At 62.9% G+C, this 17147-nt stretch carries 14 protein-coding genes; 6 read left to right on the top strand and 8 right to left on the bottom strand.

Annotated features, from left to right (window positions below; all coding sequences use genetic code 11):
• Window positions 1-217: 217 nt before the first annotated feature.
• Window positions 218-703: an acyl-CoA thioesterase gene (locus ACL9RJ_RS32690; RefSeq protein ID WP_017129369.1), complete on the bottom strand. Its 486-nt coding sequence runs from the start codon at window positions 701-703 to the stop codon at window positions 218-220.
• A 285-nt stretch (window positions 704-988) separates the two neighbouring features.
• Here ACL9RJ_RS32690 and ACL9RJ_RS32685 point away from each other — a divergent pair, with 285 nt between their 5' ends.
• Window positions 989-2752 carry a cation:proton antiporter gene (locus tag ACL9RJ_RS32685; RefSeq protein ID WP_017129370.1) on the top strand — a complete coding sequence of 588 codons (1764 nt, stop codon included), beginning with the start codon at window positions 989-991 and terminating at the stop codon, window positions 2750-2752.
• Between the two features lie 141 nt (window positions 2753-2893).
• Here ACL9RJ_RS32685 and ACL9RJ_RS32680 read toward each other — a convergent pair whose 3' ends face one another.
• The 4 genes from ACL9RJ_RS32680 to uvrD form a co-directional block, all read right to left on the bottom strand.
• Window positions 2894-3301 carry an SMI1/KNR4 family protein gene (locus ACL9RJ_RS32680; protein WP_017129371.1) on the bottom strand — a complete coding sequence of 136 codons (408 nt, stop codon included), beginning with the start codon at window positions 3299-3301 and terminating at the stop codon, window positions 2894-2896.
• 134 nt (window positions 3302-3435) lie between these two features.
• Window positions 3436-4308 carry a Tim44 domain-containing protein gene (locus tag ACL9RJ_RS32675; protein WP_103032609.1) on the bottom strand — a complete coding sequence of 291 codons (873 nt, stop codon included), beginning with the start codon at window positions 4306-4308 and terminating at the stop codon, window positions 3436-3438.
• A 191-nt stretch (window positions 4309-4499) separates the two neighbouring features.
• The gene (locus ACL9RJ_RS32670) at window positions 4500-4940 is read right to left on the bottom strand and encodes an EamA family transporter (RefSeq protein ID WP_017129373.1); all 441 of its coding nucleotides are present in this window, start codon (window positions 4938-4940) and stop codon (window positions 4500-4502) included.
• Window positions 4941-4978: 38 nt separating this feature from the next.
• A complete protein-coding gene (uvrD, locus tag ACL9RJ_RS32665) occupies window positions 4979-7159 on the bottom strand; it encodes a DNA helicase II (RefSeq protein ID WP_017129374.1) in 2181 nt (726 codons plus the stop codon).
• A gap of 295 nt (window positions 7160-7454) precedes the next feature.
• Here uvrD and ACL9RJ_RS32660 point away from each other — a divergent pair, with 295 nt between their 5' ends.
• The 3 genes from ACL9RJ_RS32660 to ACL9RJ_RS32650 all read left to right on the top strand — a co-directional run bounded on the left by ACL9RJ_RS32660 (window position 7455) and on the right by ACL9RJ_RS32650 (window position 11750).
• Complete coding sequence (locus ACL9RJ_RS32660) at window positions 7455-10331, top strand: EAL domain-containing protein (RefSeq protein WP_422766001.1); 2877 nt, start codon at window positions 7455-7457, stop codon at window positions 10329-10331.
• A 210-nt stretch (window positions 10332-10541) separates the two neighbouring features.
• Window positions 10542-11408, top strand: a complete 867-nt coding sequence (hexR, locus tag ACL9RJ_RS32655) for a transcriptional regulator HexR (RefSeq protein WP_017129376.1) — start codon at window positions 10542-10544, stop codon at window positions 11406-11408.
• 150 nt (window positions 11409-11558) lie between these two features.
• Window positions 11559-11750 carry a PA3496 family putative envelope integrity protein gene (locus ACL9RJ_RS32650; protein WP_083875491.1) on the top strand — a complete coding sequence of 64 codons (192 nt, stop codon included), beginning with the start codon at window positions 11559-11561 and terminating at the stop codon, window positions 11748-11750.
• On the opposite strand, the gene ACL9RJ_RS32645 is transcribed toward ACL9RJ_RS32650, so the two are convergent.
• The gene (locus ACL9RJ_RS32645; protein ID WP_177087301.1) at window positions 11692-12654 is read right to left on the bottom strand and encodes a LysR family transcriptional regulator; all 963 of its coding nucleotides are present in this window, start codon (window positions 12652-12654) and stop codon (window positions 11692-11694) included. The two genes, ACL9RJ_RS32650 and ACL9RJ_RS32645, sit on opposite strands and share 59 nt — an antisense overlap.
• Window positions 12655-12853: 199 nt before the next feature.
• Between ACL9RJ_RS32645 and ACL9RJ_RS32640 the strand changes: the two genes are divergently transcribed.
• A complete protein-coding gene (locus ACL9RJ_RS32640) occupies window positions 12854-14269 on the top strand; it encodes an acetyl-CoA carboxylase biotin carboxylase subunit (RefSeq protein ID WP_017129378.1) in 1416 nt (471 codons plus the stop codon).
• Window positions 14270-14280: 11 nt separating this feature from the next.
• A complete protein-coding gene (gene oadA, locus ACL9RJ_RS32635; protein WP_017129379.1) occupies window positions 14281-16089 on the top strand; it encodes a sodium-extruding oxaloacetate decarboxylase subunit alpha in 1809 nt (602 codons plus the stop codon).
• Between the two features lie 103 nt (window positions 16090-16192).
• Here the strand turns inward: oadA and ACL9RJ_RS32630 are convergent, their stop codons facing one another.
• Window positions 16193-16498, bottom strand: coding sequence for a hypothetical protein (locus tag ACL9RJ_RS32630; RefSeq protein WP_177118220.1), 306 nt, complete (start codon window positions 16496-16498; stop codon window positions 16193-16195).
• 90 nt (window positions 16499-16588) lie between these two features.
• On the bottom strand, window positions 16589-16888 hold the full coding sequence (locus ACL9RJ_RS32625) for a hypothetical protein (protein WP_017129381.1): 300 nt from the start codon (window positions 16886-16888) through the stop codon (window positions 16589-16591).
• Window positions 16889-17147: the final 259 nt, after the last annotated feature.

The following is a 17147-nucleotide window of genomic DNA, read 5'->3' as shown; positions in this document are numbered from 1 at the left end:
GGAGGGCGGCGGGGGGTGGGGGGGGGGTGTGTGGGGGGGGGGGGGGGGGGGGGTCGCGGTGATGGTGTGGGTGTTTGTAGGTTCTTTGTAGAACCCCCCCCCGCTCCCACACAAGCCTGCTCCCACATAAGCGGGCTCTCACACAAGCCCGCTCCCAAAACAAGCCTGTTCCTGCGCAAGACTGCGCCCAGAAAGCACAGCTCCCAGGCCCTTACCGCTAGGGTGCGTCGGCCTTGATTTCCTGGTAGCGCTTTTCCAGTTCCTGGCGAATCTGCCGGCGCTGCTGCGCCTGGATGAAGCGCCGCTTGTCCTCGCTGGTCTGCGGCTGCAATGGCGGGACCGGCGCCGGCTTGCGCTGGTCATCCACCGCGACCATGGTGAAGAAGCAGCTGTTGGTATGGCGCACCGAACGCTCGCGGATGTTCTCGGTCACCACCTTGATGCCCACCTCCATCGAGGTGTTGCCGGTGTAGTTGACCGAGGCGAGAAAGGTCACCAGCTCGCCGACATGGATCGGCTCGCGGAAAATCACCTGGTCCACCGACAGGGTCACCACGTAGCGGCCGGCATAACGGCTGGCGCAGGCGTAAGCCACTTCATCGAGGTACTTGAGCAGGGTGCCGCCGTGGACATTGCCGGAGAAGTTGGCCATATCCGGGGTCATCAAAACGGTCATCGACAGCTGGGCATTTCCGGGTTCCATAGCACGCTCACGGTAGGGTAGGCAGGGACGGGTTCAGGCACCTCTGCGGGCGCTTGCTTCATTTTCTCAGACGCTCGATAACGGGACGCCGCCGATCGGGCCATCGTCACGCACCCGGGGATCTGTTTCTACATATTGCACCGGCTTTTTGTCGGAAGTCCCGGTGTTAACCTTCAAAAAGCCATGCCATAGAAAATTCTTACACCTGGAACGGTGATCGCTCACAACTGATGGAGTTGTGAGCGGTTGTCCGGTTGTTCGCGAAAACACAAGGAGCGTCACGCCATGCATGCCATCAGTTTTATTCAGGACCTGGCCGTGATCATGCTGGTGGCGGGTGTAGTCACCATTCTGTTCCACCGCTTCAAGCAGCCGGTGGTCCTCGGCTATATCGTCGCCGGTTTCATCATCGGCCCGCACACGCCGCCTTTCGGCCTGATCCATGACGAAGAGACCATCAAGACCCTGGCCGAACTCGGGGTGATCTTCCTGATGTTCTGCCTGGGGCTGGAGTTCAGCCTGGGCAAGTTGTTCAAGGTCGGGGCGACGGCGTTTATCGCGGCGTTCCTGGAAATCGTCCTGATGATCTGGATCGGCTACGAGATCGGCCGCTGGTTCGACTGGAACACCATGGATTCGCTGTTCCTCGGGGCGATCCTGGCGATTTCCTCGACCACCATCATCGTCAAGGCGCTCAATGACCTGAAGATGAAGAACCAGCGCTTTGCGCAGCTGATCTTCGGCGTGCTGATCGTCGAGGATATCCTCGGCATCGGCATCATCGCGCTGCTGTCGAGCATCGCCGTCAGCGGCACGGTGAGTTCCGGCGAAGTCTTCTCCACCGTCGGCAAGCTGTCGTTGTTCATGATTGTCGCCCTGGTGATCGGGATCCTGCTGGTGCCGCGGCTGCTGGCTTATGTGGCTCGCTTCGAAAGCAACGAGATGCTGCTGATCACCGTGCTGGGGCTGTGTTTCGGTTTCTGCCTGCTGGTGGTGAGGCTCGAATACAGCATGGTGCTGGGGGCGTTCCTGATCGGCGCGATCATGGCCGAATCGCGCCAGTTGCTGAAGATCGAACGCCTGATCGAGCCGGTTCGCGACCTGTTCAGCGCCATCTTTTTCGTCGCCATCGGCCTGATGCTCGATCCGGCGGTGCTGCTCGACTACGCCTGGCCGATTGCCGTGATCACCGTGGCGGTGGTGCTGGGCAAGATGCTCTCCTGCGGCCTGGGGGCCTTTATCGCCGGCAATGACGGCCGTACTTCACTACGGGTCGGCATGGGGCTTTCGCAGATCGGCGAGTTTTCTTTCATCATTGCCGCGCTGGGCATGACCCTGCAGGTGACCAGCCACTTCCTCTATCCGGTGGCCGTGGCGGTATCGGTGATCACCACCTTGCTCACGCCCTACCTGATCCGGGCGGCGGACCCGCTGTCGCTGAAGCTGGCCGCGGTGGTGCCGCGTCGTATCGGGCGGGTGTTCAGCCTCTACGGCGAGTGGTTGCGCAGCATCCAGCCCCAGGGCGAAGGCGCGTTGCTGGCTTCGATGATCCGGCGAATCCTCCTGCAGGTCGGGGTCAACCTGGCGCTGGTGGTGGCGATCTTCTTTGCCGGCGGCTTTTTTGCGCTGCCGATCGCCGCTTACCTGGAAGGCTGGGTCAGCGAGCCGAGCTGGCACAAGGCATTGATCTGGGGCGGAGCGCTGCTGCTGTCGCTGCCGTTCCTGATCGCCGCCTATCGCAAGCTCAAGGCTCTGTCGATGTTGCTGGCGGAGATGGGGGTGAAGCCGGAGATGGCCGGGCGGCATACCCAGCGCGTACGCCGGGTGATCGCCGAAGTGATCCCGATCCTTTCGCTGCTGGTGATTTTCCTGCTGCTGTCGGCACTGTCGGCGAGCATCCTGCCGACCAACGAATTGCTCATGCTGATCGCCGTGGTCGCGGCGGCGGTGGCGGCGGTGCTGTGGCGCTGGTTCATCCGCGTGCATACGCGGATGCAGGTCGCCCTGCTGGAGACCCTGGAGAACAACAAGGATGCGGCAGGGCACTGAGGTCCAGGCACCGATTTCCACCTGTGGGAGCAAGCTTGCTCGCGATCCGCCACAGGCGGCCATGCGGCGATGGATCTCTGGCACCCGCAAGATTGCGATCGCCGGCAAGCCGGCTCCCACGGGTCAGCGATGTCGCGTTGATCAGCTTTCCAGCCAGACGTCCCGCGCCCAGTGCCAGACCGATTCCCAGGACTCCTCGGTGATCAGCTCTTCTTCGCCGGACCACAGCACCACGGTGCCGTCTTCCTCGACGCAGTAGTAGTTGTCGCCGTCCTGGCAGATCGGGATCAGGTCCCGCGGTACACCGCTGTCCCAGGCGTTCGCGGCCACGTCGGGCAGGTAGGTATGGGACTGCGGGTCGGTGACGGTCACCGGCTCCAGGCTGCCATAGACCACGTCGCTGACGGTCAGGAGGAATTCCTTGAAGACGAAGGGAATGTTGATGAACAACTCCTCTTCCACTTCGACCAACTGGTCCTCGTCGGGCAACTCCAGGGGCACCGGTACCGGTTCGTTGGCTTCACGCAATTGTTCGATGACTTCTTCCACGGCCTCAATCCTCTTGCTTCATGGCGCGGTGTGTATGACGCGTTTTATACAGTAGCTTGCTACAAGTGCAATCGTGAAATGCAAAACCCCGGACAAGTCCGGGGTTTTTTATTGCTGTAGGCAAAGCGCCTGGATCAGCCGTTCTGGCGGATACCTGCGACCAGCCAAGGCTGGTTGTCGCCTTGCGGGCGTTCCATGTTCCAGCTTTCGCTGAAGGCCTCGCCCTGGTCGAAGCGCGAGGTCTTCGACACGCCGCTGAAGGTCAGGGTGGCGATGGTCTTGTCGGCGCGATCGTCCAGGCCGTCCAGTTGCACGTGGAGGTTGTCGATGTAGGTGGACTGGAAGCCGTCGCCCAGGTCTGCGCGTTCCTGCTTGAGGAATTGCAGCATCTGCGGGGTCACGAACTCGGCGATCTTGTCCATTTCATTGGCGTCCCAGTGCTGCTGCAGCGACTGGAAGTGGCTGCGGGCGGCTTCCAGGAAGCGCTCCTCGTTGAACCAGGCCGGGGCGTTGATCACGCGACGAGGCGCTGCCGGGGCAGCCGAACCGCCGAAGATCGAGTTCTGTGCCGGGGCCGGTTGTTCGAACACTTCACGCTGGTACGGCGCGCCGGCCGGAGCCAGGTGCTCCTGCTGCTTGCGGCGACGGGCGGCGATAAAGCGGAAGATCACGAAAGCGATGACCGCCATGATCAGGATGTCGAAGAACTGCATGCCCTGGAAGCCGCCGCCCATGAACATGGAGGCGAGCAGGCCACCGGCGGCGATGCCGGCCAATGGGCCCAGCCAGCGCGAGGCGCCGCCGGCCTTGGCCGCCGCGCCCGCGGCACCGGCCGCACCTACAGCCGCCGCACCGCCGGCTGCGCCAGCGGCAGGAGCCATCTGGCTGGTCTGGTGGCTCGGAGCCGAGCCCATGCTTTTGCCGCCGCCAAAGCGCTTGGCGTTGGCGTCGAGGCTCATCGTCAGGCCGATGCAGAGCGCCAGGGCGATGCTAAGAAAACGTTGCATAAGGGAATTCCCGTTTGTGGAGTGCACGCGCGCCATACTGCACAGGTGAAATGTTACTGGCTAGCGAGAGAGTGTTTCCGGCTTTTGCCTGATCCTCTCATTCCAAAGCTGAACATTTCATGAAAGGCAACAGGACCAATACTCATCGGTCTGTCATGCATGTCATCAAGCTTTGTATGAAATCTTCTGGATTAGCGTCGGAAAGCTAGCAATACCACGCCGGCCGTAATCATCCCGATGCCGCCCCACTGCCGCAGGTCGAGCTTCTCTCCCAGCAGCAGGACACCGATGATCGCCACCAGCACCACGCTGAGCTTGTCCACCGGTGCCACCAGCGAGGCCGGGCCGACTTTCAAGGCGCGAAAGTAGCAGAGCCAGGAGGCACCGGTAGCCAGGCCCGACAGCAGCAGGAACAGATAGCTCCTGGCGGATATCGAGCTCAATGACTGATATTGGCCCGTTGCGTACAAAATCAAGGCCAGGCTGATCAGGACCACCACGGTGCGCAGCAGGGTGGCGAAGTCCGAGTTGACGTTATCGATGCCGATCTTCGCGAAAATCGCGGTCAGGGCGGCGAAAGTCGCCGACAGCAGGGCCCAGAATGTCCACGAGGAAAAAAAGCCTGAACCCATGATATTGCGCTCTCCGTCGACGGATCGTTCCACCGGCCTCAGATGGCTTCCAGCTTGGCGTAGCCGAGCATCAGCCACTTGCTGCCTTCACTGAAGTTGACCTGCACCCGGGCCTGGGCGCCGGCGCCCTCGAAGTTGAGGATCACCCCGTCGCCGAACACGCTGTGACGCACCGCCTGGCCCAGGCTGAAACCGGTATCGGGGATATCGCTGCCGCCAAACAGGCTGCTGCTCTGCTGCTGGCCGCCGCCGAACGGGCGGCTGACACTGTTGGACAGCCGCACTTCCTGGATCAGTCCCTTCGGCACTTCGCGGACGAAGCGCGACACCTTGTTATAGGTCTCGCTGCCATACAGGCGCCGGGTTTCCGCGTAGGTCATGACCAGGTTCTGCATGGCCCGGGTAATCCCGACATAGGCCAGGCGCCGTTCTTCCTCCAGACGCCCCGGCTCTTCCAGGCTCATCTTGTGGGGGAACAGGCCTTCTTCCATGCCCACCAGGAACACGTAGGGGAATTCCAGGCCCTTGGCGCTGTGCAGCGTCATCAGCTGGATGCTGTCTTCGTGCTCGTCGGCCTGGGTATCGCCGGCTTCCAGCGAAGCGTGGCCGAGGAAGGCGGCCAGCGGCGACAGGTCTTCCTCTTCTTCGGAGGCCTCGAAGTTGCGCGCGGCGCTGACCAGTTCCTCGAGGTTTTCCACCCGGGCCTGGCCTTTCTCGCCTTTTTCCGCTTCGTGATAGGCGATCAGCCCGGATTGCTCGATGACGATCTGGGTCATCAGGTGCAGCGGCGTGTCCCTGGTTTTCGCGGCCAGGTTCTCGATCAGCTCGATAAAGGCAGCCAGCGCGCTGGCGGCGCGACCGGTCAGGCCTTTATTGGCGATCAGCTGGCCCATGGCTTCCCACATCGACACATCGCTGTGGCGGGCGTGCTCGCGGATGGACTCGACGGTCTTCTCGCCGATGCCGCGGGCCGGGACGTTGATCACCCGTTCCAGCGCCGCATCGTTGCCCCGGCCTTCCAGCAGGCGCAGGTAGGCCATGGCGTTCTTGATCTCGGCGCGTTCGAAGAAGCGCTGGCCGCCGTAGATCCGGTAAGGGATGCGCTCGCGCAGCAAGGCTTCTTCCAGCACCCGCGACTGGGCGTTGGAACGGTACAGAATGGCGATGTCGCTGCGGGCCAGGCCGGTCTTCAGCGCGCTTTCGATGGTTTCCACCACATAGCGCGCCTCGTCGTGCTCGTTGAAGGCGGCGTAGAGGTTGATCGCCTCGCCTTCGCCGCCGTCGGTCCACAGCTCCTTGCCCAGGCGCCCGGTGTTGTTGGCGATCAGGGCGTTGGCCGCCTTGAGGATACCGGCGGTGGAGCGGTAGTTCTGCTCCAGGCGGATGGTCTCGGCGTCCGGGAAGTCTTCGGAATACTGGTAGATGTTCTCGATTTTCGCCCCGCGCCAGCCATAGATCGACTGGTCGTCGTCGCCGACCACCATCAGGCTGTCGCCGCCCTTGGCCAGCAGGCGCAACCAGGCGTACTGCACAGCGTTGGTGTCCTGGAACTCGTCGACCAGGATGTGCCGGAAGCGCTTCTGGTAGTGCTTGAGCAGACCTTCGTTGTTGCGCCACAGATCGAGGGCGCGCAGCAGCAGTTCCGAGAAGTCGATCACGTTGGCGCGGGCGCAGGCGGCCTCGTAGGCCTCATAGATGCCGCGCATGGTCGCCAGGAACAGGTCGCCGCTGGCCTGGATATTCTGCGGGCGCAGGCCTTCGTCTTTCTGGCCGTTGATGAACCATTGCGCCTGGCGCGCCGGCCAGCGCTGTTCGTCCAGGCCCAGTTCGCGGATCACCCGCTTGACCAGCCGCTGCTGATCGTCGCTGTCGAGGATCTGGAAGGTCTGGCTCAGGCCGGCCTCCTGCCAGTGCGCCCGCAGCAGGCGATGCGCCAGGCCGTGGAAGGTGCCGACCCACATGCCGCCGGGGCTGATGCCCATCAACTGCTCGATACGATGACGCATCTCGGCAGCGGCCTTGTTGGTGAAGGTCACCGACAGGATCGAGTAGGGCGAGGCGTTTTCGACCTGGATCAACCAGGCGATACGGTGCACCAGCACCCGGGTTTTACCGGAGCCGGCACCGGCCAGGACCAACTGACGGCCAACGGGGGCCGCTACGGCCTGGCGTTGGGCATCGTTGAGGGAATTCAGCAGAAGGGAGAGATCATCGCGCATCGGCGCATTCTAGGGTGCTGGCTGCGGGCGGGCAAACCCTAATGCCGGGTGGTCGATATCGGACGGTCGCAGGGGGGCGATCGGGTCCAGAGGCCCGGCCGGAGAAAAAACAGCGCCGATGACGACCGGTCGGTCACTGCCCGCAGGCGGCGCCGGCTCTGACTTCGCCCTGTATCGAAGGTTTTTGCCGTGGGTAAATCCGTTGCATTTTATGACCTGGAGCAGTTTGGTCCGACCGGATGCTTGTGTATGCTCCTGCGACGTTTATGGCTCAATCATTATAAGAACAATGCCCATGACTCACAGCTTCGATGCGCTGAGCCCCTCCGTGGAGGCTGGGCGGGTTATCCGCAAGCAGTTCGCCACCGAGTTGGCGGTCGAGCGTACGCGCCTGTTGTATCAGGGCTCGCTGCTGCCCACTCTGTTCATGCTGATCAATGGCCTGGTCTGCGCCTGGTTGCTCTGGAGCCCGCAGCGCTACCTGCTGGTCAGCACCTGGCTGGTATGGCTGATGGCGCTGGTGGCCCTGCGGGTGATCCAGGTCGCGGCCTTCGATTCGGCGATTCCCAGCCGCCAGGCCCAGCCGATCTGGCGCCGCATGTTCCTGTTGGGCTCCGCCGTCAGCGGCCTGACCCTGGCCTGCGCCGGTATCGCCCTGGTGCCCACCGACAGTTTTCTCGAGCAGGCCTGGGTCTTCGGCCTGATCGGCGCGGCGACCCTGTCCGCCAGCGTCGCCTACGCCGTGAGCATCACGGCTTTCCTGAGTTTCACCTTGCCCTGCCTGGTGCCGGCCATCACCTATCTGTTCTGGGGCGGCAGCGGCGCGCAACAGGGCTGGGGCTGGCTCGGCCTGATCCTGCTGGTATCCCTGAGCGTGGTGGCCCTGCAGATCAACCGGCTGATCCAGCGCGGCCTGCTGCGGCGTTTCCAGAACCAGGCGCTGATCGAGAACCTGCAACAGGCCCAGTCCCGCAGCGAGCAGCTCAACCAGGAGCTGGCCCGGGAGGTCGAACAGCGGCGCCGCGCCGAGCTGGAGTTGCGCGAAGCCCAGGTCGGCCTGGAAAGCCGGGTCGCCCAGCGCAGCCTGGAGCTGGACCTGGCGAACCGCGCCCTGAGCAAAAGCGAGACGCGCCTGGCCCTGGCCCTGCAGGCCAGCGAGCTCGGCCTGTGGGACTGGAACCTGCAGACCGACGAGGTACATCACACCCAGATCAAGGAACTGTTCGGCCTGGATCCCGAATACGTGACGGCGATGCTCAGTCACCTCAAGCCGCGCCTGCACCCCGAAGACCTGCCGGCGCTCAAGCGCGCCCTGGTGGAGCACCTGAAGGGCCGCACCGAGGACTACCTGATCGAATACCGGGTCCGCCATGGCGACGGCCACTGGGTGTGGATCGAAGACCGTGGACGGGCGGTGGAGCGTAGTGCCAGTGGTCGCGTACTACGGATGGTCGGCACCCGCCGCGATATCAGTTCCCACAAGGAGCTGGAAGGGCAGCGACAACTGGCGGCAACGGTGTTCGAGGCCGCCAGCGAAGGCATTGTGATCTTCGACCCGAACTACGCCCTGCTGGCGGTCAACCAGGCCTTCAGCCGGGTGACCGGCTACCAGATCGAGGACATGCTCGGGCGCAATGTCGTCGAACTGCCCTGCAGTCGCGATGCCCGGCGGCACTACTCGATGATCCACCAGTCCCTCGAGCAGCACGGCAGCTGGCAGGGCGAACTGGTGGAAGCGCGCAAGAACGGCGAACTGTATCCGCAATGGCTGCAACTGAATGTCGTGCGCGATGCTCGGGGAAAAGTCAGCCATATTGTGGGCTTCTTCGCCGATCTTTCGGCCCGGCGCGAATCTGAAGAGCGCATGCGCTACCTGACCCACTACGACGAGCTGACCGGGCTGGCCAATCGCTCGCTGTTCAAGGAACGCCTGCGCGAAGCCAACCAGCGCGCCCGGCAGGGCGGGCGCAGCCTGGCGTTGCTGCATATCAACCTGGACCGCTTCAAGCTGCTCAATGACAGCCTCGGCCATGAAGTCGCCGACCAGCTGTTGCAGAAAATGGCCCGGCGCCTGGTGAATGCACTGCCGGAGGCGGACACCATCGCCCGGCTGTCCGGCGATGAGTTCGCCGTGCTGTTCGATGCCTACGGCAATCTCTCCAGCCTGGCCCGGGTGGCGACCCGCCTGCTCGGCAAGCTGCGGCTGCCGCTGACGGTGGAGGGGCATGAGCTGGTGGTGAGCGCGTCCATGGGTATCAGCCTGTTGCCGGACAGTGCGCGGGAAATCCCGGCGCTGGTCAGCCAGTCGAACATCGCCATGCAGCATGCCAAGCACCTGGGCGGCAACAACTTCCAGTTCTACACCGACAGCCTGCAGGCCAGCACCCTCGAACGCCTGCAACTGGAAAACCAGCTGCGCAAGGCCATCGACGAGCAGCAACTGAAAGTCTTCTACCAGCCCAAGCTCTGCCTCGCGACGGGCCGGCTGAACGCCGCCGAAGCCCTGGTCCGCTGGGATCATCCGTCCATGGGCCGGGTGCCGCCCGGGGACTTTATCGGGCTGGCCGAGGAGACCGGGCTGATCGGCCCCATCGGCGAGTTCGTGCTGCGCCAGGCGTGCTGGCAGGCCTGCGAGTGGCAGCGCCAGGGCCTGGCGCCGGTACGGGTTTCGGTGAACCTGTCGGTGCACCAGTTGCGCCAGGGCAAGCTGGTCAGCCTGGTGCGCCAGGTGCTCGAGGAAACCGGCCTGGCCCCGCACCTGCTGGAGCTGGAGCTGACGGAGAGCCAGTTGCTCGACAGCGTCGAGCACATCATCGCGACCTTCCAGCAGTTGCGCGACCTGGGGGTGAAGCTCGCCATCGACGACTTCGGCACCGGCTATTCGTCCCTGAGTTACCTCAAGCGCTTCCCGGTGGACTACGTGAAGATCGACCAGACCTTTATCCGCGGCCTGGACGAGGGCTCGGAAGACGCCGCGATCACCCGCGCGATCATCGCCATGGCCCACAGTCTGGGGTTGAAGGTGGTGGCCGAGGGCGTGGAGAACCCGCAGCAGCTGGAGTTCCTCAAGCTGCATGGCTGCGACGAGGTGCAGGGCTACCTGATCAGTCGGCCGGTTGAGGCGACGGAGCTGGTGCAGTTGCTGCGCGCCGACAGCGATACCCGGTCGTGATGAAACGAGGGATGGAAAATCGTCCCGAAAGAAATTTTTATTCCGTTGGGCCTCGGCGAGAGTGGCTTGCCACAGCGGCTACATGGCCTATGCGGCGCGGCAACAGGGAGCCTGGTTACGCAATGGAACGGGCAATCGGCGATTTCATGTAGTATAACTACAAGACTGCTACATCCCAGGCGTTCGCCCATAACAATCGAGTCCAGTCCTTTGAATCTGTTGCAACACATCGCCCAGTCCCGCAACCTGCTTCGCAAATCGGAGCTCAAGGTTGCCGATCACGTGCTGCTCGACCCGGCGGCGGTGATGCACAGTTCCATGGCCGATCTGGCCCACAGCGTGGGTATCAGCGAGCCGACCATCGTGCGTTTCTGCCGGGCCATCGGCTGCTCGGGTTTCCAGGATCTCAAGCTCAAGCTGGCGCAGAGCCTGGCGGCCGGCGCCAGCTTCGGGCAATTCGCGATCCACGAAGACGATTCGGTCGCCGACTACAGCCTGAAGATCTTCGACACCACGCTGCATACCCTGATGGAAGTGCGCGAGAAGCTCGACCCGGCCGCGCTGCAGCGGGCGGTGACGGCCATGTCGGCGGCCCAGCGCGTGGAGTTCTACGGCTTCGGCGCATCCGGCGCGGTGGCGGCGGATGCCCAGCACAAATTCTTCCGCCTGCTGCTGACCGCCGCGGCCTATTCCGATCCGCACATGCAGGCGATGTCGGCGGTCACGCTCAAGCCCACCGACGTGGCGATCTGCATTTCCCAGTCCGGGCGTTCCAAGGACCTGCTGATCACCGCCAACCTGGTGCGTGAAAGCGGCGCGACCCTGATCACCCTGTGTCCGAGCCAGACGCCACTGGCCGAGCTGTCGACGGTCAACCTGGCGATCGATGTGCATGAAGACACCGAGATCTATACGCCGCTGACCTCGCGGATCGCCCACCTGGTGGTGATCGATGTACTGGCGATGGGCGTGGCCATGGCCCGTGGCCCGAGCCTGGTGAACCACCTCAAGAGCGTCAAGCGCAGCTTGCGCAGCCTGCGCTTGTCGCCCAAGTCGGTGAAGGCGCTGGACGACTGATAGCCGTTGGGTGCGCGGTGCCCGCGAAGACGACCGCACAGGCGCTTCATTATCCAAGGCAATATTCATCTGCCTGTCACCCGCCTGCCGCCAAATCGTAACGCCCGGCGTCCATCTTGAAAGTCTCTTACCTACCCTGGGAGACTCGAAATGGCCCGGCACCACGAAGAGCAAAGCAGCGTCAAGACCCGTCGGCAGCAGGAAGATCAGCGCCGCATGGAATTCCGTCGCGCGATCGAAGACCGCACCGAACTGCGCCAACTGCAACAGGAAATCGCCGCACTCAATTACTGGCAGGCGGACTCGGCATCCGACCGTCGAAGCGCTCAACCAGCCCGCTGATCTGCAAGCGTTCACTACGGATAAACCCCAGGAACGCATGGGCGACCGGTGACAGGCGTTTATCCCTGGCCTGAACCACGCACCAACTGCGATAGAGCGGCAGTTCTTCCACCGGCAGTTCCCGGAGCACGCCGGTCGCCAGTTCCAGGCTCAGGGCATGGCGCGTCAACAGCGCCAGGCCCAGCCCCGCCACCACGCACTCGCGCTGGGCCTCGCCCGAGGTCACTTCCAGTGTCTGCGAGAAGTGCACGCGCTTTTCCTTGAAGTACTCCTCGCAGGCCATCCGCGTGCCCGATCCCGGTTCGCGCATCAGCAGTGTGTAGGGCTCCAGGTCCTGCAGGCGCAGCGGGCCCATGTGGCACAACGGATGGTCGGGGCGCGCCACCGCCACGATCGGGTTGTTCAGGAACGGTAGGAACTCCAGGCCCATGTCCTGGGGCACCATGGACATGATCAGCAGGTCATCGCGGTTGTCCGACAGGCGGCGCAGCGCCTGCGCGCGGTTGACCACCGTCAGGTGCAGGTTGACCTCGGGGTGCTGGCGCTTGAACGCGGCGAACAGGTGCGGCACGAAGTACTTGGCACTGGATTCCACCGCCAGTTTCAGTTGCCCCTGCAGCGAACCCTGCATGTCCGAGAGCTGCATATCGAGGTTTTCCAGGCGACCGAAAATGTCCCGGCTCGCGCGCTGTAACGCTTCAGCCGCCTCGGTCATGTAGAGCTTCTTGCCGACATAATCAAACAAGGGCTGGCCGATCAGCTCCTCCAACTGACGAATTTGTAGGCTCACGGCAGGTTGTGTGAGAGACATTTCGTCGGCTGCGCGGCTATAGGAACGCAGGTCGCAGACTTCATTGAAAATCTGCAGTTGACGCAATGTCATACGCATCAATGACTTACGCATTTTCGGCGAACACTCTCGGGCCTCGGGTTGGCCAACTATAAGTCATTGCTTATGAGCGACCCAATAATTATTGATTTTGGTTTATCGCTGGGTAGGACTAGTGTGATGACGCGACTGGCTTGAAACATCTGGTCACGCGCCGACCCGTTTTTCCGGCTGTAAACCGGGTCGTTTGTTCCAGCGGCTTAGGAATTTCCAAGTGATAAAAAAGATCCTGATCGCCAACCGTGGTGAAATTGCCGTACGAATCGTGCGTGCCTGCGCCGAGATGGGCATTCGCTCGGTCGCGATCTATTCCGACGCCGATCGCCATGCCCTGCATGTGAAGCGCGCGGATGAGGCCCACAGCATCGGCGCCGAGCCGCTGGCCGGTTACCTGAACCCGCGCAAGCTGGTGAACCTGGCCGTGGAAACCGGTTGCGACGCGCTGCACCCCGGCTATGGTTTCCTCTCGGAAAACGCCGAGCTGGCGGACATCTGCGCCGAACGTGGAATCAAGTTCATCGGTCCGTCGGCGGAAGTGATCCGTCGCATGGGCGACAAGACCGAAGCCCGCCGCAGCATGATCAAGGCCGGCGTGCCGGTCACTCCGGGCACCGAAGGCAACGTCTCGGGTATCGAGGAAGCCCTCACCGAAGGCGACCGTATCGGTTACCCGGTGATGCTCAAGGCCACCTCCGGTGGTGGCGGTCGCGGTATCCGTCGCTGCAACAGCCGCGAAGAACTGGAACAGGCGTTTCCCCGGGTGATTTCCGAAGCGACCAAGGCCTTTGGCTCGGCGGAAGTGTTCCTGGAAAAATGCATCGTCAATCCCAAGCACATCGAGGCGCAGATCCTCGGCGACAGCTTCGGCAACGTGGTGCATCTGTTCGAGCGCGACTGCTCGATCCAGCGCCGCAACCAGAAGCTGATCGAAATCGCCCCCAGCCCCCAGCTGACCCCGGAACAGCGTGCCTATATCGGCGACCTGTCCGTGCGCGCGGCCAAGGCGGTGGGCTACGAGAACGCCGGTACCGTGGAGTTCCTGCTCGCCGAGGGCGAGGTGTACTTCATGGAGATGAACACCCGGGTGCAGGTGGAACACACCATCACCGAAGAAATCACCGGCATCGACATTGTCCGTGAGCAGATCCGCATCGCCTCCGGCCTGCCGTTGTCGGTCAAGCAGGAAGACATCATCCATCGCGGTTTTGCCCTGCAGTTCCGGATCAACGCCGAAGACCCGAAGAACAACTTCCTGCCCAGCTTCGGCAAGATCACCCGCTACTACGCGCCCGGCGGTCCCGGCGTGCGCACCGATACGGCGATCTACACCGGCTACACCATTCCACCGTTCTACGACTCCATGTGCCTGAAGCTGGTGGTCTGGGCGTTGACCTGGGAAGAAGCGATGGACCGTGGCCTGCGGGCCCTGGACGACATGCGCCTGCAAGGCGTGAAGACCACCGCCGCCTACTACCAGGAAATCCTGCGCAATCCGGAATTCCGCAGCGGCCAGTTCAATACCAGCTTCGTTGAAAGCCATCCTGAACTGACCAACTACTCGATCAAGCGCAAACCCGAAGAGCTGGCCCTGGCCATCGCCGCCGCCATTGCCGCCCACGCAGGCCTGTGAGGAATATGACAATGTCCAAGAAGATCCATGTAACTGACACCATCCTGCGCGACGCCCACCAATCGCTGCTCGCCACCCGCATGCGCACCGAAGACATGCTGCCGATCTGCGACAAGCTCGACAAGGTCGGCTACTGGTCCCTGGAAGTCTGGGGCGGCGCGACTTTCGACGCCTGCGTGCGCTTCCTCAAGGAAGACCCGTGGGAGCGCCTGCGCCAACTGCGCGCGGCCCTGCCCAACACCCGCCTGCAGATGCTCCTGCGCGGCCAGAACCTGCTGGGCTATCGCCACTACAGCGATGACGTGGTCAGGGCCTTCGTCGCCAAGGCGGCGGTCAACGGTATCGACGTGTTCCGTATCTTCGACGCGATGAACGACGTGCGTAACCTGCGCGTGGCCATCGAAGCGGTGAAGGCGGCGGGCAAGCATGCCCAGGGCACCATCGCCTACACCACCAGCCCGGTGCACACCATCGAGGCATTCGTGGCCCAGGCCAAGCAGATGGAAGCCATGGGTTGCGACTCGGTGGCGATCAAGGACATGGCCGGCCTGCTGACCCCTTACGCCACGGGCGAACTGGTCAAGGCGCTGAAGGCCGAGCAGTCGCTGCCGGTATTCATCCACTCCCACGACACTGCCGGCCTGGCCGCGATGTGCCAGCTCAAGGCGGTGGAAAACGGTGCCGATCACATCGACACCGCGATCTCCAGCTTCGCCTGGGGCACCAGCCATCCGGGCACCGAGTCGATGGTCGCGGCCCTCAAGGGCAGTGAGTTCGACACCGGCCTGGACCTGGAACTGCTGCAGGAAATCGGCCTGTACTTCTACGCCGTGCGCAAGAAGTACCACCAGTTCGAAAGCGAGTTCACCGCCGTCGACACCCGCGTGCAAGTCAACCAGGTGCCGGGCGGGATGATCTCCAACCTGGCCAACCAGCTGAAAGAGCAGGGCGCCCTGAATCGCATGGGCGAAGTGCTGGCGGAGATTCCGCGGGTGCGTGAAGACCTCGGCTTCCCGCCGCTGGTAACCCCGACCTCGCAGATCGTCGGCACCCAGGCGTTCTTCAACGTGCTGGCCGGCGAGCGCTACAAGACCATCACCAACGAGGTGAAGCTGTACCTGCAAGGCGGCTACGGCAAGGCGCCGGGTACCGTCAACGAGAAGCTGCGGCGCCAGGCCATCGGCAGCGAGGACGTTATCGACGTGCGTCCGGCCGACCTGCTCAAGCCGGAAATGGTCAAGCTGCGGGGCGAGATCGGTGCCCTGGCCAAGTCGGAAGAGGACGTGCTGACCTACGCCATGTTCCCGGATATCGGGCGCAAGTTCCTCGAAGAGCGCGAGGCCGGCACCCTGGTGCCCGAAGCGCTGCTGCCGATTCCTGAAGCCGGCGGCGTGCGTGCGGCAGGCGGCGAGGGCGTACCGACCGAGTTCGTCATCGACGTGCACGGCGAAACCTACCGCGTCGACATTACCGGTGTCGGCGTGAAGGCCGAAGGCAAGCGGCACTTCTACCTGTCCATCGATGGCATGCCGGAAGAGGTGGTGTTCGAGCCGCTCAACGAATTCGTCGGTGGCGGCAGCAGCAAGCGCAAGCAGGCCAGCGCGCCGGGCCATGTCAGCACCACCATGCCGGGCAATATCGTCGACGTGCTGGTCAAGGAAGGCGACACCGTGAAAGCCGGCCAGGCCGTCCTGATCACCGAAGCGATGAAGATGGAGACCGAAGTGCAGGCAGCGGTTGCCGGCAAGGTCACGGCCATCCACGTGGCCAAGGGCGACCGGGTCAACCCTGGCGAAATCCTTATCGAGATCGAAGGCTGAACGGCAGCCTTCGACTCACAACGATTTATACCTCGGGGGGCATGTGCCCCCTTTTTTTTTTGCCTCCTGCCCGGAGCAACGACATCGCGGCGGCCCAGCGGATTCAGGCTGGCACTATCGTGATACGCCCCGACAGCTGGATCTCCTCCGGCACGGCGCTGACGGTTGCATAGTAGCTTGTAACAGTGACCTCGCCGACTTTGTTGGGAACGATGAACGAGATGGTTTGCCAATCGATGATGTCGAAACTGACGAGATTGGGGGCATCGTCGCCGCCCTTCGAGAAGTGGAACTGATAGAGCCCGCTGAATGCGTTTACGATTGGGCCCCTGAGCGTGAGGACCTCCCCTACGGTCGCTTTATCCGGCAGCTCGACTCTGGGTTTTGCCTGCAGTGTTTTGGTAATCATTTTGCGCCTCCTGCGAAATGACAGTCCCGATCAACGGTCGGGCCTGGATGACGGCATCGAACATTCATTGATGATCAGGTTCTGGCGGGCTCACGCCGGCTTGATGTCGAGCGTTCCGAAGATGTGTGCCTCCAATGGCACGGAGGTGCCATTGGAATATTGCCCTTCGACAACGTGCTCGCCGAGCTTGTCGGGCACGATGAACGAGATGCTGTCCCAGTACGAGCGGTGGATGGGGACGAAGAAGGGGGTTTCGGGGCCGCGAAATTCGAGCTTATAGATTCCGCTGAATGCGTTGACGGGCCGCCCCGTGATCATGACTCTTTTCCCCACGACCGCCTCTTCCGGCATATCGGCTTTGGGGCTGTCTTGTAGTGTCTTATCAAACATTTCGCACCTCATTGCTGAAGTTCATCCATGCCCGTTGCCGGGTGGGCGAGCGGGCGACGTCTTCAGGCTACGAGGGTTTGGAGAGGCTCATCTACTGTCAGAAATGACAGTCCTGATCAGCGGTCAGTCGAGGTCGTACAGGGGCCGTGCAGGAGCCGGATCGCCGGCGATGAGGCTCGCGCGTCTTGCTGCGTTCTGGCGGGCGCCATCGCCAGCAAGCCGGCTCCTACGGGTCATGGGGTGTTTTCAATCGCCCGTT

Origin of the sequence: Pseudomonas sp. Mn2068 (assembly GCF_049319725.1) — a bacterium.
In the GTDB taxonomy this organism is placed as follows: Bacteria; Pseudomonadota; Gammaproteobacteria; order Pseudomonadales; family Pseudomonadaceae; genus Aquipseudomonas; species Aquipseudomonas gingeri.
Note: the sequence above shows the minus strand (reverse complement) of the source record. Positions and strands in the feature narration are given on the sequence as shown.